Raw genomic sequence first — 23444 nt, 5'->3', positions numbered from 1 at the left:
AAACGACAAACAAAAAAGGGCGGATAATAACAGCCCATTTTTATTATCCGGCCCATGATCAGATTAAACCAATTAAAACAAACTGTTAACCAAATCGTACAAATGTATGGAAAAAAAAGAAACTCTTAGTTCCCGCAGAACCGTTGCGCAAGTTTTATTATCAATAAAAAGTGTTTTTTTATTTTTATTGCTTTTATTTCTCTTCACAACAACCAGCGCTTCGAATATTTACTGGCAATCCACTTTCTTCAATATTCAAATCACACAGAAAAGTGTACACCAAGTTTTTAAAGAAATAGAGAGAAATAGTGAATTCATTATTTTCTACAGGGATGGTGTTGTAGACTTAAATCGAAAAGTAAACATAGATGTCACCAATCAACCTGTCGACAAGGTCCTGAACCAACTATTCGCCAATACCGACAACGATTTCACAATTAAGGACCGTCAGATTATTATCTATAAAAAAAGTGATTCTGACAAAAAAGACTCTTTGCAGCAAGGAGAGGAAAAGAAAAGAATAACCGGAGTCGTGACAGACGCTAAAGGAGAATCCATTATCGGGGTCAACGTAGTGGTGAAAGATCATCCGTCTATCGGAACTGTTACCGATGCAGAAGGACGTTATAAAATAATGGTTCCACAGAACGACAATATAACTTTGCTTTTTTCTTTTTTAGGTTATAATACAGAAGAGGTAAAAGTAAAAGCACGTTCGAACATCAATGTCGTGATGTATGAGGACTTAAAGACACTGGATGAGGTCGTTGTAATAGGCTATGGCAAACAGAAGAAAAACAGTGTAGTAAGCTCCATCAATGCCATCAGTCCGGCAGAATTGGCTGTCTCTTCCAATCGGAATCTTACCAATAACTTAGCAGGACAAGTGCCGGGACTAATAGCCGTTCAACGTTCTGGAGAACCGGGCTACGACAGTTCGGAATTTTGGATTCGGGGAGTAAGTTCTTTTAAAGGTGGTACTAACCCGTTAGTATTAGTCGATGGAGTTCCACGCGACATGCAAGACATCGAGACAGATGAAATAGAATCGTTTACCCTACTCAAAGATGCCGCCGCAACAGCCGTATACGGAGCAGAAGGAGCTAATGGCGTTATTCTAATTACTTCTAAACGCGGTAACTCGCAGAAACCAAGAATATCTTTTCGCGCCGAAGGAACAATTCTGACCCCCACGCGCTTACCCAAGTTTATGAACTCGGTAGAAACATTGGAACTTTTCAACGAAGCACTAAACAATGAAGGCACAGCCAGTATACGCACACCTGAAGACATAGCCAAATACGGACCAGGTGCCGACAGAGATCTTTATCCTGACACTGACTGGCTGAAAGAAATGCTTAGAGAACATACCTATAACATGCGATACACATTGAATGTCAGAGGAGGAAGCGACCGTGCCCGTTATTTCGTATCGGGAGCTTTCTATCAAGAAAACGGTATCTTCAAAGAAAACGAGAAAAACAAATGGGACAATAATATCGGATTGAAGCGCTACAATCTTCGCAGCAACATCGACTTCAACGCTACGAATACTACGCTGGTGAAAGTAGATCTCAGCGGACAATATCTGCAAACGAACTATCCGGGAGTTGCCACCAATCAAATATTCAACGCTATGTGCCGCACCCCGTCTTATTTGTTACCTGCCGTTTATTCCGATGGAACAATTGCCGGGCATCCTCGCCCATCAAGCAACCGTGTCAATCCGTATAACCTATTAGCAAACTCGGGATATACAAAAGAGTGGAGAACCGCTATCCAATCGAAAGTGGAAGTAGAACAAAAACTGGATTTCATCACCTCCGGATTAAAGTGGAAAGGCATCGTAAGCTTCGACGCAGGCATGCAGTACGTAGCCAAAAGGACCATGACACCTAACCAATACGTTGCCACCGGTCGCAACGAAGATGGGGAGCTGATTTTTAATAAAGTAGTGGAAGGAAGCGACGTTTTATCTGAAAGCCTAAGTAATAGCTCGGACAAGAAAATCTATTTCGAAACAGCATTCGATTATAATCGCTCATTCGCAGAAAAACACGAAGTGACGGGTATGTTGCTTTATATGCAAAAAGAAACACAATACCACAACAACGCTCTACCATACCGGAAACAGGGATTAGTAGGGCGTATGACTTACAGCTACGACGGACGCTATTTCGTAGAAGGTAATTTTGGGTATACCGGCTCCGAAACTTTTGCGAAAGGTTATCGCTTCGGTTTTTTCCCGGCAATAGGAATAGCTTGGTATACAAGCAATGAGCCGTATTATCCGGCGGCATTAAAGAAGATCGTCAACAAACTCAAATTTCGCACATCAATGGGCCGTACGGGAAATGACGATACCGGAGGCGCACGTTTCTTGTACAGGGGTACAATGAAACAGAATGCGGGTAGTTACAACATCGGATTCAGCAATTCCGGTCCGCTGGGAGGAATAGGAAACGGCATTGTAGAAGGACAATTCGAATCACCTTTCATCACATGGGAAATTGAAGACAAGCAAAATTATGGAATAGACATAGGCTTGTTCGACAACCGAATCGACTTACAGGTAGATTATTTCAACAATAAACGGAAAAGCATTTTGCTGCAACGAAACACGGTGTTGAACGTCACAGGCTTCCAGCAAATGCCATGGCAAAACTTCGGTATAGTGAAAAATCAGGGGGTGGACGCCAGCGTTATGATTCACGAACAAATAGGGCAAGTAAAACTTAGCGCTCGCGGAAACTTTACTTTTGCACGAAATGAAATCGTAGAATTCGACCAAGTACCACAAATATACCCTTGGCTGGAGAAAAAAGGTACACGACTCAATTCCAATAAGCTTTACATTGCTGATGGACTCTATACTTTCGACGATTTCAATATTACGGGTGAAGGACTGAACCGCACTTATGAGTTGAAGCCGGGTGTAGTAACCGGCCTATCGAGCGGTTTACGCCCCGGAGACATTAAGTATAAAGACCTAAACAACGATGGTCGGATAGACAGTAACGACCAAGTAGAAGATGTGGGTAACCCTACCGTTCCCGAAATAGTTTATGGCTTTGGATTCAACGCGGAATGGAAAGGTTTCTATGCAGGTATCTTCTTTCAAGGAGCAGGAAAAACTTCCACCATTCTGGGTACCGGAGCTTCGGCTACCTTCTTCCCGTTCCAATGGGGAATAGAAGAGTCTGCCGTACGTTCAGTAGTGAGCAACCGCTGGACAGAGCAAAACCCTTCACAGGAAGTAATGTTTCCCCGCATGCATTCCAACGGATTTACAAATAATATTACTCCAAGCACGTGGTGGATGCGCGATGCTGGTTTTCTACGCCTGAAAAATATCGAATTCGGATACAGTTTCGAAAAAAGAACTTTAAAGAAATTGAAATTAGAAGCATTGCGTTTCTATATACAGGGTAGCAATTTGTATGTATGGGATAGCATAAAAATGTGGGATCCGGAGCAAGGGAATAAAAATGGCGGGTTTGCCTATCCTTTGAATCGGACTTTTACTCTAGGACTGGATTTTACTTTCTAAAATAAAAGTATATTATGAAAACATTAAGAAAAATATCTATTATATTGGCTCTGTGCTTATGCACTTCTATTTTCACGGCTTGCAGCGATTACTTGAATGTATCCGATGACTTGGCAGCTGAACTGACTATGAAAGAAGTATTTGAAAACACATCATATGCCCGTCGATTTCATCGAAATATTTACACAGGTATACCTGATGTCTCAAATATCATAATCACCTCAGCATATGCCGGATTAAATGGGTTGGATAATCCGTGGCCTGCTGTTTCCGATGAACTGAAAGCAGCACAGAATAACGTGAAGTCCATTCCTACTGTAGGATATCATGCTGGATCAGCAGCATTAAGTCGCTGGGGACTTTACAAACAAATTCGCCAAGCAAACCAATTTATGGAGTATGCTCGCATAATCCCAGCAAAAGGCGATCAAACAGATTTTATCGACGAAATCGAACTAAGTTCTCTGAAAAATGAGGCCCGATTTCTACGTGCCTATTATCATTTCCTATTGTTCGAGCTATACGGCCCTGTACCTATAATGACCGAAGTAGTATCTCCTTCGGGCACCGACCTTGATTACTACCGGAGTTCCGTTGACGAGGTTGTAGACTTTATCGATAGCGAACTTAATGCTTGTTATGAGCAATTGCCCGAAAAAGAAGTAAACCCTGACGGAACACCTAATCAAGATAGGGCGGGAGCACCGACTAAAGGTGCAGCATTAGCAATTCTTGCAAAACTGCATGTTTATGCAGCAAGTCCCCTGCTCAACGGAGGTTATAGTGAAGCTATTGAACTGAAAGATAACCAAAACAAACAAATTTTCCCAACAGAAAAAAACTCCAAATGGGAAAAAGCACTCAATGCGCTCCAACGTTTGATAGACTATGCACACACAGGTCATTATTCGTTGTACAAAGTAATGAAAGATGGAAAGATTGATCCCGAAGAATCACTCTATTGGCTATTCCAAACAAGTATCAACAACCCAGAAGCCATATGGCAAACAAGTAAAAACAGCTGGGGAAGTTTAAATAATGAAGGGCGTGAACGCAGATGCACACCTCGCGGCATATTCAGCGGCTTCGGTTCAGTAGGCGTGCTACAAGAAGCTATAGATGATTTCTTCATGATTGATGGAAAAAGTATCAAAGAGTCTCCCCTGTATGAAGAAAACGGGATCGATGACGAAGGAGTGCCCAACATGTATAAGAATCGTGAACCAAGATTCTATCAAAACATCACTTACTCAGGAAAAGTATGGCAGAAAACAAATAAAAAAATCTACTTTTACAAAGGTACACCTGACGATAACTCCAAAGCAGACATGAGCTATTCAGGCTATTTGCTCTACAAAGGAATGAACCGTGACCTCCTGAATCAAGGCAGTAATAGTAAATCACAATTCCGCGCAGGAATGCTGTTCAGGTTGGCTGATTTTTACTTGCTCTATGCCGAAGCTCTGAATCACGTCAATCCTGCCGATCCACGAATTATACAATATGTCGACAGCGTTCGTTACAGAGCAGGAATTCCTTTGCTAAAAAATATCAAACCTGAAATTATCGGCAACCAAGAAGCACAAGAAAGGGCTATCCGCCACGAACGCCGTATCGAATTATTCGTCGAAGGACAACGATACTTCGATGTGCGTCGTTGGATGTGTGCCGAAGAAGAAGGTTACAAACAGGGTGGCCCTGTGCATGGAATGGATATGAATGCGACTACACTAGTCGATTTCATGAAGCGAACCGTATTCGAAACACGTATTTTCGAAAAACGTATGTATCTGTACCCTATCCCATTAGACGAAATACAAAGATCAAAAAAACTGATACAAAATCCCGGATGGTAAATACATATATTCTAAAGTTCTAAAAGATTTAAGCTCTTTAAATTAAGAATTTCAACATAAAAGAAGTACCACTTTACCTTGATTTTTATTTTAAGGAAAGTGGTACTTCTATGTCTTTCCAATTATTTTATTTAATTTTTGCAACGAATAATATCCAGTAAAATCAAAACCTCTTTATTGCTTAGATTACAAGCATATCTATTAAAAGCAGGAAATAAGTTTTAAACTTAGCCTCTTAGTTGAAGCAAATAATAATATTTAAGCTTAATTGTCGAGACTTTCGTAAAGGCTCACTAATCAATTGAATAAAAACGAAGGTTTACATATAACCTTAACCCGTCGGCTTCCGGTTCTTCCACCACAAACCGACCCAGACCAATCCTCCGGCAAACAGGAGCAACAAAGACAAATAAGCGATAGTCTCCGTCACATGAAGGCTTTGCGGGTCGAACCACATTTCGACGCGATGTTCTCCGGCGGGCAGATGCATTGCCCGCAATACATAATCGGCTCTGGCGATATCGACGGGATTGCCGTCGACCGTCGCCTGCCAGCCGGGGTAATAGATTTCGGAGAATACCGCCACGCCGTCTTTCGCCGTCGAAGTCTCGTACACCAGGCGATTGGGCTCGTAGCTCACAAGGCGGATGGACGAGAGAGTATCTTTATATCCATCGGTAACGCCTTTCAGCTGATTCCTGAACTTCGTGTCGACCACAGCTGTTTCCGTCGGCACGATATGCGCCAACGCATCAATCTCTTCGTTCGCGTTATCGACATATTGCACTTTATCCACAAACCAGGCATTTCCGTACGCATAAGGGTTCTCAACGGGAACAGTCTGTCCCTGATTTCCGGCAGGGAAAATGAAATACTTCGTATTCAGCATATTCAGCACCCGGAACTTGGAAGCATCCACGCTATCCATCCTGCCGGCTGCGGAAGCAACGGCACGATACGTCTCCTGCATCTCGGGCGCGATGTGACGCTCGATCAGCTCCTGATAGCGACGCAGTTTGGCGGCATGATAACCGCCTACGCTCTTGTGCCAATAGGCCGTGTTGTTTTCGTTGAATGTATTGGTGGCGAAGTTCAGCACGCGATAGTTCAAACCGGAATCCCGGAGAATCAGTTCATCGGTCTGTGTCTTGCGGAATACGTCCGTTTGCCGGGATTTGGGGATAAACTCCTCATCATACAGATACCGTTTGTTGATTCCCCACATGTCGATGAGGCAAAGCAATGCGATGCCCGCCACCGTATAAGCAACCTTCAGCTTACCTTGACGATAGAGAAGCAGCAGTCCGCATCCCAACACGACAATGAACAGGCTGCGCCAGGCATCGGATGTCAGCAAGGCTTCGCGCATCTCATTCAGGTTGGCAAGCACAGGAGCCAACTGCTCGGCAGGTATTCCCTGTTGCAGCGCCGCCATCTCCTGAGCAGGCACGTAGCCGGAAAAGAAAATACCCGGAGCCACTGCCAAAATAAAGGCAACGCCTGCGGTAAGAGCGAAGCTCACTATCAGTCCGGTACGGTTTTCTTTCCATTTCAACGCGTCGGGACGGGTGAATACCTCTTTCAAAGCCAGCACCGCCAGCAAGGGAATGGTAAATTCCGCCACCACCAGGATGGAAGACACCGCCCGGAATTTGTTGTACATCGGAACGTAGTCGATGAAGAAGTCCGTCAGCCCCATGAAGTTCTTTCCCCACGAAAGGAGAACGGAGAAGAGGGTAGCTCCTATCAACGCCCACTTCAACGGACCTTTGACGATGAAACACCCCAGAAAGAAAAGGAAAAGGACAAAGGCGCCCACATACACGGGGCCTGCCGTCATCGGCTGGTCGCCGAAATACTGCGTCAGTTGCGAATACAGTCCGCCGTACATCGGATTCGCCTTTTCCATCGCAGTCTTGCTTTTCGACAGAGGAACCGACGCCCCACCCTTTACGTTAGGTACAAGGAAAGTGAGCGTTTCATCGATTCCATAGCTCCATTGCGTGATATAATCGCGGTTGAGCCCGCTGCTCGTTTGAGCGGCGGCAGCTCCTTCATGCTTCAGCTCGCTTTTTCCCCGCATGGTTTCCTTGCTGTACTCATACGTATGGTACAGGTTCGACAGGTTGGCGCATACGCCAATCAGCCCCGCCAGCACAAGCACGGCGCTCGCTTTGAAAAAATGGGGCAGTTCTTTGTTTCTGTAAGCCTCTTCGAAATAGGCTCCCACCATAAACAAGATGAGAAAAAAGAAATAATAGCTCATCTGAATGTGGTTCGACTGGATTTGAAGGGCGACAAACAAGGCTGTAACGATGCCCCCCAACAGATATTTCTTCCTGTAGGCCAACACCATCCCGGCAATCGTAGGCGGGATATAAGCCAGCGTTACGAACTTCCAGATGTGCCCCGCCGAAATGAGGATAAAGAAGTAGGAGGAAAAGGCCCAGATCACCCCGCCCAAGCCGGACAGCCAGGGCGACAGGCCGAACGCCCGCAACAGGATGTAGAAGCCGAGCATCATGATGAACGTCAGCACCACGTAAGGAGGAAGATAGAGTTGATAGATATTCTCTATCCACTTCAACGGCTTCGTAGAGTCGTAGCTCGGAGACATCTGGTAAGTGGGCATGCCTCCGAAGATGGCGTTCGTCCAACGGGTGCGTTCGCCCGTGCGCTCGAAATATTCCGTGGCTTCCTGCCCGGCTCCGACTCCCGCCACCGAATCGTGCTGAAACAAAACGCGTCCTTCGATATTCGCCGGAAAGAAATAGGCAAAAGAAAGAATGACAAAAGCCAGAACGGCAATCAGGTCGGGAAGGATTCTCTTCATATACACTCGCTTTTTACACATCCTCGTTGAATTAGTATCTATAATGTTCAGCCTTATAAGGCCCGTCCACCGGAACGCCGATATAAGCAGCCTGAGCGGGAGTCAGCTTCGTGAGCTTCACGCCGATCTTCTCCAGATGCAGGCGGGCCACCTCTTCGTCGAGATGCTTCGGCAGGCGGTAAACATCTACTTCGTACTTCTTGTTGAAGAGTTCGATCTGCGCCAGCGTCTGATTGGTGAATGAATTGCTCATGACGAACGACGGGTGGCCGGTGGCGCATCCCAGATTGACAAGACGCCCGTCAGCCAGCAAGATGATGCTATGCCCGTCGGGGAAGAAGTAACGGTCTACCTGCGGCTTGACAGTTACGCGGCGGATACCCGGATAACGCTTCAGGGCGTCTACCTGTATTTCATTATCGAAGTGCCCGATGTTGCATACGATGGCCTGGTCTTTCATTTTCTCCATGTGGTCGATGCGAACGATGTCGATGTTGCCCGTTGTGGTGACAAAGATATTTCCTTCCGTACATGCCTCTTCCATGGTCACCACTTCAAATCCTTCCATGGCTGCCTGCAACGCGCAGATGGGATCGACCTCCGTCACCAGCACGCGCGCGCCGTAAGAACGCATCGAGTGAGAGCATCCTTTGCCCACATCGCCATAACCGCACACAACCACTACCTTGCCCGCAATCATCACGTCGGTAGCGCGCTTGATACCGTCGGCGAGCGACTCGCGGCATCCGTACAGATTGTCGAACTTCGACTTCGTCACAGAGTCGTTTACGTTGAATGCCGGGAAAAGCAGCTTGCCTTCTTCCTTCATCTGATACAGGCGATGAACACCGGTCGTCGTCTCTTCCGATACGCCGCGCACTTCGGCTGCCACCCGGCGCCAGCGGTTTCCATCCTCCGCCAACACTCTCTTCAGGATGGCGTTCAGCTCTATCTCGTCTTCGGCATGCGCCTCTTTGTCGAGTACCGCAGCGTTGCTTTCGGCTTCGAAACCGACATGAATCATCATCGTGGCGTCGCCTCCGTCGTCTACAATGACCGTAGGCCCCTTGCCGCCGGGGAAGCTCAATGCCTGCAACGTACACCACCAGTAGTCCGCCAAAGTCTCGCCTTTCCATGCAAAAACGGGAACTCCCGAAGCGGCAATCGCCGCCGCCGCATGATCTTGCGTGGAGTAGATATTGCAAGAACACCAGCGCACATCGGCTCCCAAGGCCACCAGCGTCTCGATGAGCACCGCCGTCTGGATGGTCATGTGCAGCGAGCCCATGATACGCGCGCCTTTCAACGGTTTTGTTTCTCCGTACTTCTCGCGCAATGCCATCAGGCCCGGCATTTCTTTTTCCGCCAGTTCAATCTCTTTGCGCCCGAAATCGGCAAGACTCATATCTGCCACTTTGTAAGGCAGTGTGGTAAACAATTCTTCTGTAGACATATCGTTTTCTTTTCTTGATTTATATCGTTTCTTTTTTGCGATTATTGCGTCGCTGTGCCGCCAAGTATCTCTTTATACTTCACCGGGTGGCCCAGTATCTTCAATGCCGCCTGCAGGTCGGCGTCATCCCTCAATTGCTGTATGATGCTTCCTCTCTGGTAATAATAACGTTTCACGATTTCGTTGTTTATCATCTTCCTGATGCTCTTCGAGAAATAATCCAAGTCGCGGTCCAAGTCATGGCTCAGCTTCTTTTCCAATGCGCCGAACTCCGCCGAAGCATCTTTCATATATCCTTCGAATTCCGCCGCTTCCTTCAGCGTTTTCAATATCTTTTCGCTCTGCTGGTCGTATTTGAATCCGGCTTTCTTCACCATTGCCTTGAAATCGCCGTAGTCGGCATCGGTTATTTCGAATTTTTCCGGCGCAGCTATCGACGCGTGCTTCAGGCAATAGCGGGTAGCATAATCGAAAATCAGGTTATCGCGCATGAGATAGAACAGAATGTTCGGAAGCTTTTCCTGCTTCACCACCGTGTCGGGCAGAATGCCGCCTCCGTCGCGCACTTCCCTGCCGGCAGCCGTATGGAACACTTTGGTCAGGCTGTCGGGTATGGCTCCCACGCTTCCATCGGGATTGCGATGTTTGTAGTCGATGGCCTGCACGCACCGTCCGCTCGGAATATAATATTTGGATGTCGTCACCTTCATCGTTCCTCCGTAGGGCAGCGAACGCGGCACTTGCACCAATCCCTTCCCGAAGGTGCGGTTGCCCACAATCACGGCACGGTCGAAATCCTGCAAAGCCCCCGAAAGGATTTCGGAAGCCGATGCCGTGGCGCTGCTCACCAATACGGCAATCGGGATATCCGGATCCAGCGGTTCACGCAACGTTTTGTATGTGTTGCCTGCCTGTTTGATCTTTCCTTTCGTGGTGACGATGGTCTTGCCGCGGGGCAAAAAGAAATTGGCTACCTCCACCGCCTCATCCAGCAGTCCTCCGCCATTGGCGCGCAGGTCGATTACAAGCGAAGCCGCCCCTTGTTTCTTCAGGTCGAGAAACGCCTTTTTAAAGTCTTTGGAAGGGTTGCCGGAGAAGGTGCTCAGGTTGATATAGCCCACATTCCCTTCCATCATGGTAGTATAAGGTATAGGAGGAGTCTGAATAGTCTGCCTCACGATTTCGAACTCCATCGGCGTGCGTCCGCCTTTCTCGTTGGGGCGTTCCACCTTCAGCTTAAAGCTCGTCCCAACCTGTCCCCGCAGCATCTGGCTCACTTGGGCGTTGTCTTTCCCGGCGAGGTCTTCTCCATCGATCTCCATCAGAATGTCTCCCGCTTTCAGCCCCGCCTTTGCTGCCGGAGTACCCTCGAAAGGTTCGGCAATCATCGAACGTTTCAACTTCGTGTTGTAAGTGATCAAAGATCCTATGCCTCCGAAGCTGCCTTTTACCATTTGCTCCAATTCACTCTGGTCTTCTTCCGGGAAATACTCCGTATAAGGGTCGAGCGAGAGAAGCATGTGGTCTATTCCCTCGCGGACGGTTTTATCCGGATTGATCGTATCCACGTAGAACATGTCCAGCTCCTTCACTATCGCATTGAAGATATCCAGATTCTTGGCTACCCGGAAAACCCGGTCGTCGCCGCTTTTGAAGCTGAAAAAGACAATAACGGAAATCACGACGGCAACAGCAGCGATGATCCGCATATTCAGCAATTTTTTCATATTTCTTTCCTTAAAATGAGAAGTAAAAATAACTCAATCCGTGGCTATTCCGTCAAGATGCGGTTTATATTTAACTTTATTTCATCCCAGCGTTCCTGAGGCATGGTTGTTCCAACCACCTGAATCACGTTGCCGGAAAGAATCGAACCTATCTTGGCACACTTCTCCAGAGAATAGCCGCACGTCAATCCGTAGAGAAAGCCCGAAGCGAAGTAGTCTCCGGCACCGGTCGTATCTACCACATTGCCCACCGGAATGGCGGAAACCTTAATTTCCTCCGTCCCCTTGCGGATATACGACCCTTTCGCGCCGATCTTGACAACAGCAATGCTGCATTTCTTTCCCATCAGCTTCAACGCTTCTTCCGGTTCTTTGCCGGTAAATGCCTTCGCTTCTTCTTCGTTGGCAAAAACAATGTCTACATATTTATTGATAAGCAAAGCAAAGAACTCCATATCGGCGGCAACGATATTGTAACTCGCCATATCCAGACAAACCTGCAGCCCCTCCTCCTTAGCCAGTTCGATGGCGCGGATAATCATCTCATGATTCTGCACCAGATAGCCTTCGATGAAAAGATATGAATAACCCTTAAACATATCCAGCGTCAGATCTTCCGCCTTCAATGCAGAGGCCGCCCCCAGATACGTGCCGAATGTACGTTCTCCATCGGGCGAAATAAAGGTAGAGGCAACTCCCGAAGGCAATTCCGTAGAAGTGAGCAACTTATCTTCAATGCTGTTTTTCTGCAGATTCTTCCGGAAAAACGCTCCATACTCATCGTTTCCCACCTTTCCGATGAAACCGGTGCCTGCTCCGAGGCAAGCCAACCCCAGGATAGCGTTTCCTGCCGACCCTCCTGTGGCTACATGGGTTTTCATCTGCGAGAACCTGAAATTGATCTGCTGCAACTTATGATCATCGATCAATTGCATGCTTCCTTTGGGCAACCCCATTTCATGCAGAAGCGAATCGTCTTTCAAAGTGGCAAGCACATCTACAAGGGCATTTCCCAATCCTATTATTTTGTCCATTATCCATATTTTTTTGCAAAGATATTGCATATTTCAAAATATCCTATTACTTTTGCAGCGCAATTGAGAAAAACATTCTTCCTTAGCTCAGTCGGTTAGAGCATCTGACTGTTAATCAGAGGGTCCTTGGTTCAAGTCCAAGAGGAAGAGCCAAACGGATTCAATTGCAACATTCTTCCTTAGCTCAGTCGGTTAGAGCATCTGACTGTTAATCAGAGGGTCCTTGGTTCAAGTCCAAGAGGAAGAGCAAAAAAGGTTCGCTTACAAAGCGGGCCTTTTTTATTGCCTTTTCATTCTGCCGCCACAGCCAGCGTCAAGATACTCACGCGAACATTCCCCGCTTCAACCAGCGAACAGGCACACGCTGCCGTGGTAGCGCCGGTGGTCAGTACATCGTCTATAATCAGCACATGCTTTCCTGCAAAACGCCCGGGACGAACGACACTGAAAATCCCATCCACATTCTCCCAACGTGCGAAAACCGATTTGCCGACCTGCGTTGCCGTATGCTTGCAGCGCACCACCGAATCCGTTTCGACAGGCAGGCCCGTCACACCGGATACGCCGCGCGCTATCCATTCGCTCTGGTTGTATCCTCGCGCCCGATGCCTCTTCCGATGAAGCGGCACCGGAACTATCACATCTATTCCCGAGAAGAAGCCGGAGCTTAGCAGTTCGGACGCCATGCAACGCCCCATCGCTTCGCCTGTCTCTTTCTCTCCGCGATACTTCAGACGATGCAGAATGTGCCGGTAGTCGCTCCCTTTGCGGTAGAAAAAGAAAGAGGAAGCCCGCTCCACCGGTATCTTTCCCCAGAAAAGCCGTTCTGCCGGATTGTCTTTACGAAGATGATAGCCCGTGCGGGGCAGATTGATGTTGCACATCGTGCAAATGCACGCTTCGCCCTGCGCCAACGGACCGCCGCATACCACGCAGCAGCGGGGAAACAAAAGGCTCACAAAAGCTGCAAGCCACTTTTTGATGACGGACGTACATGTTATCATAGCATTCATGCCTGCGATTTCTTATTTTCTGTCATTTTCCGATTCATCGACTTCCGGCTTATATTCCACCGTAAAAGTAGTGCGCCCCGGACGGCTTTCCGACAAATAGAAAGCGCCTTCATGCCTTTGGATTATTTCACGACACAGACTAAGCCCGATTCCCATTCCCTCCTTCTTCGTAGAGAAAAATGGAACGAATATCTTCTCCCGTATTTCATCCGGAATGCCCGGCCCGTTGTCTGTAAAAGAGATAAGAAGCGGATCCGTACCGTCGATACGCACGAGTATCTCTCCCGCATTGTGTCCGGAGAGTGCCTGAACGCTGTTTTTCAACAAGTTCAGAAAAACCTGCGACAATTGTTTCTTATCGCCCGATACGAAGACTTCGGACGAAGCGTTTAGGGTGAAGCGAATCTGCTGTCTTTCAAAATCGGGTTGCAACAGATACGACAGCTCGCGCAACAAGCCGGTAAGCGAAAAGCGTTCTTTCCGGGGTGCGGGCAAACAGGAAAACTTTCGGTAAGAAGAGGTAAATTCCAGCAACCGCTCGCTTTGCTCACGGATAACAGAAAGTCCCCGCATGGTTTTTTCATCCACGCCCGGACGCGAAGTGAGCGTCTGCGACAAGGACACGACGGGAGCTATGGCGTTCATAATCTCATGCGTAAGCACACGGGTCAGCTTATTCCACGAGTCGCTCTCCTTATCGCTCAGCTGGCGGCTGATATCTTTGATCGACAATAGGGTAACAACCTCCTGCTCCAGCATCATTGTGTTCAACGAAAGAGAGAGCTGCCTGTGGTGAACGGATGTCAGCAGGCAAGAGCGCAACTTCTTATCCTTCTGCCTCACATACTTGCCCAATTCCGGGTAAAGACGTTCCAGCTGATGAAAAAACACCAGCTGCTCTATGCCCAGCAAACGAAGCGCGGAGGTGTTCGCCAGAATAATCTTTCCCTCTCCGTTCCAAGCCAAAGCCCCGTCGGGGAGTTCCTCAAAAAGAGAAAAGTAAAACCGCTCCTGTTGCCGCACTTGTTTCTTCATGCTGCCCAGCAAGTCGTTGACACGATTCAGAGAACGGCAAAGCTCATTCATATCGGCATCAGAAGAAGATCCGTCGAAACAAAGCGTATATTCTTTATCTTCTATGGCGTCGAAAAACAGCTTCAGCTTCATCTGAAACGCATTCAGCCGGCGCACCAAAGCAGCCGCCAAGAACAAAGAAGAGACGATCAGGAGAATACCTATTATTATAGCCCGCTGCGTAAACACCAGATACATACCGCAAAAGGCCGCCGCCGATATCAGCGACACATACCCCAGAATCATTCCATATACCCGTCGGTTGAACTTCATCGTCAGCTTTAAAGTTTGAAACGTTTGATTTTGTTGTACAACGTCTGCCGGCTGATACCCAGCTGCCCGGCTGTGGCGGTGAGGTTGCCGTCGTTCTGCCGGATTGCCGTTTCGATGGCGCGACGCTCCACCTCCTCCAGATTAGGCACTGTCGCAGACAATGGCGGAATCCAAGTCTGCTTCACGAGGACATCTTTCGGACGGATCACGTTGTCCTCACACAAAATCACAGCTTTCTCGATGGTGTGCTGAAGTTCGCGGATATTTCCCGGCCAATGATAAGCGCATAATTTTTCGAGAGCATGTTCGTGCAGCGACAAATCTTTCCGTTGATATCCGGCGGAATAATGCTTCAGAAAACAATCGGCAAACAGAGGAATATCCTCCGCCCGCTCCCTCAAAGGGGGAAGTACCAGATGAATGGTGTTCAGCCGGTACAGCAAATCTTCACGAAACGTACCGTCATGCACCATCTCATCGACAGGGCGATTGGTGGCGGAGAGAAGACGGATATCCACAGGGATTGCCTTGTTGCTGCCTATACGAGTCACACGACGGCTTTGCAACACTGTGAGCAACTTAGCCTGAGCCGTCGCAGACAGATTGCCTATTTCATCCATGAACAGGCTGCTGCCCGATGCCGCTTCGAACTTTCCCGGACGGGCCTCATAAGCATCGGTAAACGCGCCCCGTTCATGTCCGAAAAGTTCGCTTTCAAATAAACTCTCGCTGATAGCGCCCATATCCACAGTCACCATTTCGCGCCTGCTTCGTCCCGAAAGGCGATGGATTTCGCGCGCCAGCATCTCTTTTCCCGTGCCGTTTTCTCCGGTTATCAATACATTGGCATCGGTCGCCGACACCTTACGCACTACCTTCATCAACTGTTGCATGGCAGCAGATTTCCCGACAATCATCTCCGACTTACACGAAGAAACCGCCGGCACTTCTTTCCTCTTTCGGCTGTCGAAAGCTTCCTTCACTTTCTCTATCAGCATTCCATTGTCCCATGGTTTCAGCAAAAAATCCGCCGCTTTGTTCTTCAATGCTTTTACGGCAAGCTCCACATCCCCGTAGGCCGTGAGCATAATCACAGGAAGGTCCGGCGCCTGCTCGTGAATCCGGCTCAACCAATAAAGCCCTTCGTTGCCGCTGTTGATACCCGCCGAGAAGTTCATATCGAGAATCACCACGTCTACCTGCTCTTTCTGAAGCACAGGCAATATCCTGCCCGGATGAGCTACTGTCTTTACATCGCTGAATTCCGTTTCGAGCAGCATTTCGAGCGAAGCAAGCACCCCTTTATTATCGTCCACGACGAGAATGGTTCCTTTTTTCATCATTTTTTGCGTTTTCAGCCGTAAAGATATCGGCTTTTCAAAGGTTCTCCAAGAGTGGCGTCCAATTATTGGACAGTTTTCTCCAACTTCTTCGGATTGTATTTTAATTTATATTCACTCCGGACATAGTGCCTTTTGCAAAAATAGACAAAATAGTCTGAATTGACAGAGCATTACAGACAAATCCGCATTGAATCGCTCCCCCAAAGAGACACAATGGACTTTAGAAAAAAAGGCCGCGGGCTTTGAAACAAAGGCGGCGGGCTTTAGAAAAAAGGCGGCGGGCTTTGAAATCAAACACGCTGATGTTTGAAATGAAAGGCGGCGGGCTTTGAAAGGTAAAGAGCCATAGAGTTTGCACGAATAAAGGGAAGCGCTTTTCAAGCTTTGCTTTAAACCTGAAATGATCCTAATTTGTAAATATAATATACCTATCCAATCCTTGTTTGCAAAACATTTCTTGTGTCAGAATCCGCCGGTTTTCGAGGTTTTTAAAAACGTCAAAACGCCAAAACGCCCTTATGACTGTTTTAAAATGACACCTTCCATTCAGAAGAAGGGATAAATAATTAATTATCAGCAAATAGCAGAACAAATCAGCCTTATAAAAGAAAGATTTCGCACTTGGCTTTTTGACGCGACAGCATCGGATGATTTGACGGTCCAAACAGGGAGAAAGCGAATAAAAAAGAACATTGTATTGTAAATATTATTCACCTTTTAATAAAACAGCTTTTTTGCGCAATATATTATGGCATTTTTATCCGAATTTTCAACAAACAGTTCCAAAGAGAAGAGGCAATGGATCACATAAATCCGACTTTTCAAACGCCCCCTGCATTCAACTGTTGCATAAAAAAACAGTTATAAGGGCGTTTTGGCGTTTTGACGTTTTCGAGAGAGAATATTTTTGCAGACCACGCTTCGTCTATTTATTTATAAACAACTGATAATCTTATATATAAAAAGAAAATCAATCGCTTGGTCAGCTCTTTCCTTCACTTATTCGGGCAAAAAGTAGACGTAAACAGGTTTCCCGATAGGTCCGTTCGAACAGGCGTCGAAAACAAAATTGAAGAGAGCGGAACGGGACGTTTACCGGCAAAAAACAATTAAGAAAACTCATGACAATATGAGCAATAAATGAACTCCCGTAACCCCTCCCCAACTTTTCAGCCGATAACTTTTTTATCCGGCGAAATTATGTAAGGCAGGAAGGCAGGCTCCTGTCTTGGAAAAAGCATAAAGAAACAGCATTTCCTCCATCGCTTATTGATCTGCTGAAGCAACTATCGAAAGCGACATAAAAAGAGGAAATCGGTTTCATCCCCCCATGCAGTTTATGGAAAACAAAGGACGACTAATACTCATCGTCTCATTCCTGGACGACGGAGCGTCTAAGATTTGGACATTCTGCAAACCATACAAAATAGTAACAGTCTAATTATCAAACAGAAAACGATTTCGGCACACCGCTTGCTTCTCTTTTTCCGGAATGACAATAAAAACAACAGGAATATAATGAATAAATGCTTATCGATTGTGTGTTTATGGTTGGGTGCGGCGACGTCCCCGAACTTGCAGGGACAAGCCACACCGGACGACTGCATCCGCTATGCCTGGCAGCACAACCTGTCTATCCAAAGACTGCAGATCGCTACAAAAGGGGCTCGCACCGATTATGTGTCGGCCATAGGGAAGTTTCTCCCGCAAATATCGATGAAAGGGGAAGTGGGAAGATACACCGGGCGTTCCATCGACCCGCGTACCAACGGCTATACATCCGAAGCTTACAATCAGGGAACAGCCGGACTGGAAATCACTCTTTCTCTGTTCGAAGGATTCTCGCGCATCAACCTCCTGAAGTTGAGAAGCCTCAACTGCGAAGAGAAGAAGTGTGATTTGGACGCAAGAAAAAACGAGCTGGGCATCCAAATCACAGAGGCTTATTATAAGGCTGCACTGAACGAACAGCTGTACTTGCTTGCCGAAGAACAGTTGGAGTTGGGAAATCAGTACCTGAAACAGGCGCACGCTTACTACGAGCTGGGACTGAAGTCCGCCGCGGATGTCCGGGAGATAGAAGCGCGGAGGCAAGGAGACCTCTTGCGCTACACCGCTTCTCTGAACAACCGGCGGCTTTCTTTGCTTTACCTGAAAGAGTTGATGGGCATGGAGGCAACAGACTCGCTCGGCATTATCCCCATAGCGGCGGACAGTCTTCCTCCCCGCTTGCAAGAGACCGATCCGGAAACATTATACCGGCAGGCCGTGATCGTGCTGCCTGAATACAAAAGCATGGAGATAAAAGAGCGCGCCGCGCGCAAAGATTACGCGATGACCCGGGGAGAGTTCTTGCCTGCCGTGTACGCGCGCTTCTCCCTAAACTCCGATTATTACAACTCGCTGTATTCTCTCCGCCAGCTGCGCGAACATCGCAGCAATTACATCGGGATAGGTTTCTCTTTTCCTCTATTCACCGGATTGGAGCGATATACGCGGCTCAGGAAGAAACGGTTGAACATGCTGCGCATGCAGAATGACCTCACGGAGAAGCGACTCAGGCTGCGCACGGAGACGGAACGCCTGTCGCACAGTTTGCGCACGGCTTGGGAAGAGCATCGGCAACTCTGCTTGCAGGCGGACGCGGAGCGACAAGTGCTGCAAGCAACGAAGAGGAAATGGGAGGAAGGAGCATCCTCTACACTGCAACTGATGGAAGCCCGTAGCCGGTGGTTGTCCGCCCGCAGCGAACAGGTGCGCGTACAGGCTCAATACGAGTTGCTCAGGCGATTAATCGCTTATTATCAAACAGGAACTTTTATACATACCGATCATGAATAACGGAATGGATACGAAAATAGAGCGTAAGCGGCAACGTTTCCCGCGCCGGAAGATCGTAAGCGGAGCAAGTATTCTGGCAATAGCCGGATGCGCCCTTTATCTTTTCTTCCGCGACAGCGCGGCCTCGCTTACCGTAGAACGCAGCCGCATCACTGTGGGAAGCGTCGAGAAAGGAGAGTTCAACGATTATATCCAAGTCATCGGCCAAGCGGTGCCTGCCCGCATGGTCTATCTGGACGCCATCGAGGGCGGAAAAGTGGAAGAACGCCTGTACGAAGAGGGAGCCGTCGTCAGGCAGGGGGATGTCATCCTCCGCTTAAGCAATCCGTTGCTCAACATCGGCATACTGCAAAGCGAAGCGGATCTCGCCTATCAGGAGAACGAACTGCGCAACACCCGCATCCGCATGGAGCAGGAGCGGCTCAGCCTGAAGCAAGAGCGCATCGGCATGTGGAAAGAGTATCTGATGAGAAAACGCAGGCGCGAACAATGCCGAAAGCTAATGAATGAAGACCTCATTGCACGCGAAGAGTATCTCCGGGCAAACGAGGCGTTCGACGCCATACACCAACAGCTTGCCACGCTCGACGAACGCATCAGGCAAGACAGTCTGTTCCGCCTCGCACAAGTAAGCAGCCTCGACGAGAACATCCGTCACATGAAGCAGAGCCTTGTACTGATTCGCCGGCGGTTGGAGAATCTGAAAGTGAAAGCGCCCATCGACGGACAGGTGGGCAATCTCGACGCACAGATCGGGCAATCGATCGCTCCCGGTGAACACATCGGGCAGATGATAACTCCCGATTTGAAGATTCAGGCGCAGATCGACGAACATTACGTAGAGCGGGTAGTTGCCGGACAGCCTGCCGATTTCACACGCGACGGCAACGCATACAGGCTCGAAGTGACGAAAGTGTATCCGGAAGTAAAAGCAGGACAGTTCCGAACCGATCTCGCCTTCACTTCCTCTCGCCCCGAGAATATACGGGCAGGACAAACGTACCACCTGAATCTGCAATTGGGCGCTCCCACACAAGCGCTTTTGCTGCCGCGCGGCAGTTTTTTCCAAAGAACAGGCGGACGCTGGATTTATGTTCTGGACAAAAGTGGTACATTTGCCCTCAGGCGGGAGATAAAGACAGGCAGGCAGAATCCCCGGTATTACGAAATCTTGTCGGGCCTGGAGGAAGGAGAAGAGGTGATTGTTTCAGGATACGAGTCTTTCGGCGATTACGAGAAAATAAAACTAACTTTTTAAAACATATCCAATGATTAAGATAGAAAATCTCTCTATGCTCTTTGCCACAGACGAAGTGCAAACCAAAGCATTGAACAATATTAACCTGGAAATAAAACAAGGAGAGTTTGTTGCCATTATGGGTCCGTCGGGCTGCGGAAAATCGACGCTGCTCAACATTCTCGGCACGCTCGATACTCCGACTTCGGGCTCTTACTCATTCAACGGCTACCGGGTGGAGGGCATGAACGAGAAACAACTGACTGCCTTGCGGAAAGGGAACATCGGATTCATCTTCCAGAGTTTCAATCTGATAGACGAACTGACCGTGTATGAAAATGTGGAACTGCCGCTCATATATCTCCATGTGAAGCCGGCAGAACGCAAACGAAGGGTGATGGAGGTATTGGACAAAGTCAGCCTGACCCACCGTGCCGGGCACCTGCCGCAGCAGCTTTCGGGCGGGCAGCAGCAACGCGTAGCCATCGCCCGTGCCGTAGTGACGAACGCTCCGCTGCTGCTTGCCGACGAACCTACGGGTAATCTCGACTCCACCAACGGGATGGAGGTGATGGAGTTGCTCCGCACGCTTAACAACCGGGGCACTACGGTCGTCATCGTCACTCACTCGCAGCGTGACGCCATGTATGCGCACCGCATCATACGCCTGCTCGACGGAAAGATTATCGCGGAGAACTTCAACCACCGTCCCGATACGGACGATAAAAGCGAAATGTTATGATACGGAGCTATTGGAACAGCGCAGTGCGCCGGCTGACGAAGCGAAAAAAATTCAGTTTCATACACATCCTCGGACTGGCATTGGGAATGGCTTCCGCCTTGCTCATCCTTACCTATGTGGCATTCGAGTTCAGCTATGACGGGATGCACCGGAAAGCCGCCCGCATCTACCGGGTGGAAAGCACTTTCCGTGAGAACGGGGTGCTGACGGACTATTGGGCAACGAGTTCGTTCGGGTACGGATCGGTCATGAAAGAGAACCTGCCCGGAATAGAAGACTATACCCGCATAGGAAGCATCATACAGCCCGAACAGCTGGTCAGCCGCAATGACCTCACGATGCGTGAGAGCGGCATCGCTTATGCCGATGAGGGTTTCTTCCGAATCTTCGATTTCGAGCTGGAAAGAGGCGATCGGAAGTTCTGCCTGTCGCGCCCCGGACAAGTAGTGATAACGGAGCATATCGCCCACAAATACTTCAACGACGAAGACCCGGTGGGGAAAATACTGGTATTCAGCAGCAACGTAGGGAGAGCGACATGCGAAGTCACGGGAGTCATGAAAGAGATGCCTCACAACTCGCATATCCGGTACGACATACTTATCTCCTACAAAACCCTCCCCACATGGGTACAAGAGTATTGGTACAAGCACGAAGCATACACATACGTACAGCTCGACTCTCCGGAACGTGTGGCGGAGATAGAACAGGCATTCCCCCGACTGGCCGAAAAATATAAGACCGAGGAGGCATTGAGGAATAAGACATGGGGAGTACGGCTCACCCCGCTCAAAGAGATTCATCTGAATCCGCAGACCGGCTATGAAGCCGAACAGAAAGGAAACCGCTCCATCCTTATCGCCCTCATCTTCGCAGCCATTTCCATCCTTCTCATCGCATGGATCAATTATGTGAACCTCACGGTGGCGCAGTCGATGGAACGGGCAAAGGAAGTCGGCATACGCCGAATGGCGGGCGCTTTTCCCCGACAGCTTGTCGGGCAGTTTCTGTTCGAAGCGTTACTCATGAACCTGATTGCCCTGATACTGGCAGCCGGACTGGTAGAAGCGGTACTTCCCGCTTTCAACAATCTGGTAGGGCGCACCGTAAGCTTCCGCATCTGGTTCACCGGCTATTGGGGTATTGGCGTCGTGTTTCTTTTGGCAGCCGGCATCTGCCTGTCGGGTTATTATCCCGCACGGATATTGCTTCGCTATCGCCCCGTCGTATTGCTGAAGGGCAAATTCCTGAACAATCGCCGGGGCAACCGCATTCGCGAGCTTCTTGTCGTAGTACAATACGCCGCTTCCATGATTCTATTGTGCGGCACACTGGTAGTATTCGCGCAACTCAGCTTTATGCGCAGCCGTCCGTTGGGAGTGAACACCGAACGCATTTTGGCAGTCAAATATCCTGCTCCCTCCGAAGGGATGCCGCAAAAGATAGAAGCCTTGCGAAAAGCGCTGAAACAGATTCAGTCTGTCGACAGAGTTACTTCGTCGGGCGCTGTGCCAGGCGAAGAGGTGGCCACGTTCCTATCCAACCACCGCACCCGGGATGCGCTCAAGCAAAACCGGCTGTACGAAATGCTCAGTTGCGACGCCGATTATATAGACACGTACGGACTGGAAGTGATAGCCGGGCGCGGGTTTTCCGAATCATACGGCAACGATGTCGACAAGCTGGTGGTCAATGAATCGGCTGTCCGCACCCTTGGCTTTGCGACCAACGACGGAGCGCTGGGAGAAGAGATAACGGTAGAAGGCGCGGAATCGCCCATGCAAATCATCGGTGTGATAAAAGACTACCACCAACAGTCGCTGAACAAAGGCTACACCCCTATCATGCTGATTCATAAAGACAAAATAGATTGGCTGCCCCAACGCTACCTCTCCATCCGCTTTCATCCAGCAGATCCCGCCACAATCGTAGCGGAAACGGAGAAGAGATGGAAAGAGTATTTTGCCGATTCGAGTTTCGACTCTTTCTTTCTCGACCGGTATTACGACCGGCAATACAAGAGCGACAAGGCTTTCGGCATTATTATGGTCGTCTTCGCAGGCCTGGCTATCTTTGTTTCCTGTCTGGGACTGTGGGGACTGGCGGTGTTTTCATGCACCATCCGCACCAAAGAGATGGGCATCAGGAAGGTACTGGGCGCTTCCCACGGGAGATTGTTCCGCCAGTTGGGAGAAACTTTTCTCTTTCCCATCCTCACGGCTGTCTGCATCGGCTTTCCGGTGGCCTGGTTCGGCATGGAAGCATGGCTGGAACATTATGCGTTCCGCACGGAAATGAAACCTTGGTTTTTCTTGTTGCCCATCGGGCTCTTGCTGCTCATCTCGTTCGCCACTGTATTCCGCCAGGTGGTGAAAGTAGTGGCGGGCAAGCCTGCGCGCTCGCTGAAATACGAATAAGTACCCAATCGGTTAATGGAAATTCCGAACTGCCGGACCTGTCAAATATAC

General features: G+C 48.7%; 13 protein-coding genes and 2 tRNA genes. 8 read left to right on the top strand and 7 right to left on the bottom strand.

Annotated elements, in window-relative coordinates; all coding sequences use genetic code 11:
• The first annotated feature begins 106 nt into the window (after positions 1 to 106).
• A complete protein-coding gene (locus GGR07_RS03680) occupies positions 107 to 3550 on the top strand; it encodes a TonB-dependent receptor (RefSeq protein ID WP_051990559.1) in 3444 nt (1147 codons plus the stop codon).
• Positions 3551 to 3564: 14 nt separating this feature from the next.
• Positions 3565 to 5406 carry a RagB/SusD family nutrient uptake outer membrane protein gene (locus GGR07_RS03675; RefSeq protein ID WP_122056463.1) on the top strand — a complete coding sequence of 614 codons (1842 nt, stop codon included), beginning with the start codon at positions 3565 to 3567 and terminating at the stop codon, positions 5404 to 5406.
• Between the two features lie 331 nt (positions 5407 to 5737).
• On the opposite strand, the gene GGR07_RS03670 is transcribed toward GGR07_RS03675, so the two are convergent.
• The 4 genes from GGR07_RS03670 to GGR07_RS03655 are packed head-to-tail and all read right to left on the bottom strand — an operon-like array spanning position 5738 to position 12453.
• Positions 5738 to 8239, bottom strand: coding sequence for a YfhO family protein (locus tag GGR07_RS03670; RefSeq protein WP_034542770.1), 2502 nt, complete (start codon positions 8237 to 8239; stop codon positions 5738 to 5740).
• A 31-nt stretch (positions 8240 to 8270) separates the two neighbouring features.
• Positions 8271 to 9692, bottom strand: coding sequence for an adenosylhomocysteinase (gene ahcY / locus GGR07_RS03665; RefSeq protein ID WP_122056462.1), 1422 nt, complete (start codon positions 9690 to 9692; stop codon positions 8271 to 8273).
• Between the two features lie 41 nt (positions 9693 to 9733).
• Positions 9734 to 11419 carry a S41 family peptidase gene (locus GGR07_RS03660; protein WP_034542715.1) on the bottom strand — a complete coding sequence of 562 codons (1686 nt, stop codon included), beginning with the start codon at positions 11417 to 11419 and terminating at the stop codon, positions 9734 to 9736.
• 44 nt (positions 11420 to 11463) lie between these two features.
• Entirely contained in the window at positions 11464 to 12453 is a 990-nt protein-coding gene (locus GGR07_RS03655; RefSeq protein ID WP_021645956.1) for an adenosine kinase, read from the bottom strand.
• A 76-nt stretch (positions 12454 to 12529) separates the two neighbouring features.
• Here GGR07_RS03655 and GGR07_RS03650 point away from each other — a divergent pair.
• Positions 12530 to 12606, top strand: a tRNA-Asn gene (locus GGR07_RS03650).
• A 20-nt stretch (positions 12607 to 12626) separates the two neighbouring features.
• Positions 12627 to 12700 (top strand) — tRNA-Asn (locus GGR07_RS03645).
• Between the two features lie 43 nt (positions 12701 to 12743).
• Here the strand turns inward: GGR07_RS03645 and GGR07_RS03640 are convergent.
• The 3 genes from GGR07_RS03640 to GGR07_RS03630 are packed head-to-tail and all read right to left on the bottom strand — an operon-like array spanning position 12744 to position 16153.
• A complete protein-coding gene (locus tag GGR07_RS03640; protein WP_034542713.1) occupies positions 12744 to 13466 on the bottom strand; it encodes a ComF family protein in 723 nt (240 codons plus the stop codon).
• Between the two features lie 12 nt (positions 13467 to 13478).
• Positions 13479 to 14813 carry a sensor histidine kinase gene (locus GGR07_RS03635; RefSeq protein WP_122056461.1) on the bottom strand — a complete coding sequence of 445 codons (1335 nt, stop codon included), beginning with the start codon at positions 14811 to 14813 and terminating at the stop codon, positions 13479 to 13481.
• Between the two features lie 8 nt (positions 14814 to 14821).
• Positions 14822 to 16153: a sigma-54-dependent transcriptional regulator gene (locus tag GGR07_RS03630; protein WP_034542766.1), complete on the bottom strand. Its 1332-nt coding sequence runs from the start codon at positions 16151 to 16153 to the stop codon at positions 14822 to 14824.
• Between the two features lie 1521 nt (positions 16154 to 17674).
• Between GGR07_RS03630 and GGR07_RS03625 the strand changes: the two genes are divergently transcribed.
• The 4 genes from GGR07_RS03625 to GGR07_RS03610 are packed head-to-tail and all read left to right on the top strand — an operon-like array spanning position 17675 to position 23393.
• Positions 17675 to 18997 carry a TolC family protein gene (locus tag GGR07_RS03625; protein ID WP_122056460.1) on the top strand — a complete coding sequence of 441 codons (1323 nt, stop codon included), beginning with the start codon at positions 17675 to 17677 and terminating at the stop codon, positions 18995 to 18997.
• A gap of 4 nt (positions 18998 to 19001) precedes the next feature.
• Complete coding sequence (locus tag GGR07_RS03620; protein WP_034542765.1) at positions 19002 to 20255, top strand: efflux RND transporter periplasmic adaptor subunit; 1254 nt, start codon at positions 19002 to 19004, stop codon at positions 20253 to 20255.
• Positions 20256 to 20265: 10 nt separating this feature from the next.
• Positions 20266 to 20976: an ABC transporter ATP-binding protein gene (locus GGR07_RS03615; RefSeq protein ID WP_021644881.1), complete on the top strand. Its 711-nt coding sequence runs from the start codon at positions 20266 to 20268 to the stop codon at positions 20974 to 20976.
• Positions 20973 to 23393, top strand: a complete 2421-nt coding sequence (locus GGR07_RS03610; protein WP_021644882.1) for an ABC transporter permease — start codon at positions 20973 to 20975, stop codon at positions 23391 to 23393. Before GGR07_RS03615 ends, GGR07_RS03610 begins: the two co-directional genes overlap by 4 nt.
• Positions 23394 to 23444: the final 51 nt, after the last annotated feature.

This window comes from Bacteroides pyogenes (assembly GCF_014196225.1).
GTDB lineage: Bacteria > Bacteroidota > Bacteroidia > Bacteroidales > Bacteroidaceae > Bacteroides > Bacteroides pyogenes_A.
This window is presented reverse-complemented; position numbering and strand designations above follow the sequence as displayed.

Excerpts from the sequence above, each read along its gene's own strand:
- GGR07_RS03640 (WP_034542713.1), bottom strand. The coding sequence starts at position 13,466 with ATGAATGCTATGATAACATGTACGTCCGTCATCAAAAAGTGGCTTGCA.
- ahcY (WP_122056462.1), bottom strand. The coding sequence starts at position 9,692 with ATGTCTACAGAAGAATTGTTTACCACACTGCCTTACAAAGTGGCAGAT.
- GGR07_RS03680 (WP_051990559.1), top strand. The coding sequence starts at position 107 with ATGGAAAAAAAAGAAACTCTTAGTTCCCGCAGAACCGTTGCGCAAGTT.
- GGR07_RS03670 (WP_034542770.1), bottom strand. The coding sequence starts at position 8,239 with ATGAAGAGAATCCTTCCCGACCTGATTGCCGTTCTGGCTTTTGTCATT.
- GGR07_RS03655 (WP_021645956.1), bottom strand. The coding sequence starts at position 12,453 with ATGGACAAAATAATAGGATTGGGAAATGCCCTTGTAGATGTGCTTGCC.
- GGR07_RS03610 (WP_021644882.1), top strand. The coding sequence starts at position 20,973 with ATGATACGGAGCTATTGGAACAGCGCAGTGCGCCGGCTGACGAAGCGA.
- GGR07_RS03620 (WP_034542765.1), top strand. The coding sequence starts at position 19,002 with ATGGATACGAAAATAGAGCGTAAGCGGCAACGTTTCCCGCGCCGGAAG.
- GGR07_RS03675 (WP_122056463.1), top strand. The coding sequence starts at position 3,565 with ATGAAAACATTAAGAAAAATATCTATTATATTGGCTCTGTGCTTATGC.
- GGR07_RS03635 (WP_122056461.1), bottom strand. The coding sequence starts at position 14,813 with ATGAAGTTCAACCGACGGGTATATGGAATGATTCTGGGGTATGTGTCG.
- GGR07_RS03625 (WP_122056460.1), top strand. The coding sequence starts at position 17,675 with ATGAATAAATGCTTATCGATTGTGTGTTTATGGTTGGGTGCGGCGACG.
- GGR07_RS03630 (WP_034542766.1), bottom strand. The coding sequence starts at position 16,153 with ATGAAAAAAGGAACCATTCTCGTCGTGGACGATAATAAAGGGGTGCTT.
- GGR07_RS03660 (WP_034542715.1), bottom strand. The coding sequence starts at position 11,419 with ATGAAAAAATTGCTGAATATGCGGATCATCGCTGCTGTTGCCGTCGTG.
- GGR07_RS03615 (WP_021644881.1), top strand. The coding sequence starts at position 20,266 with ATGATTAAGATAGAAAATCTCTCTATGCTCTTTGCCACAGACGAAGTG.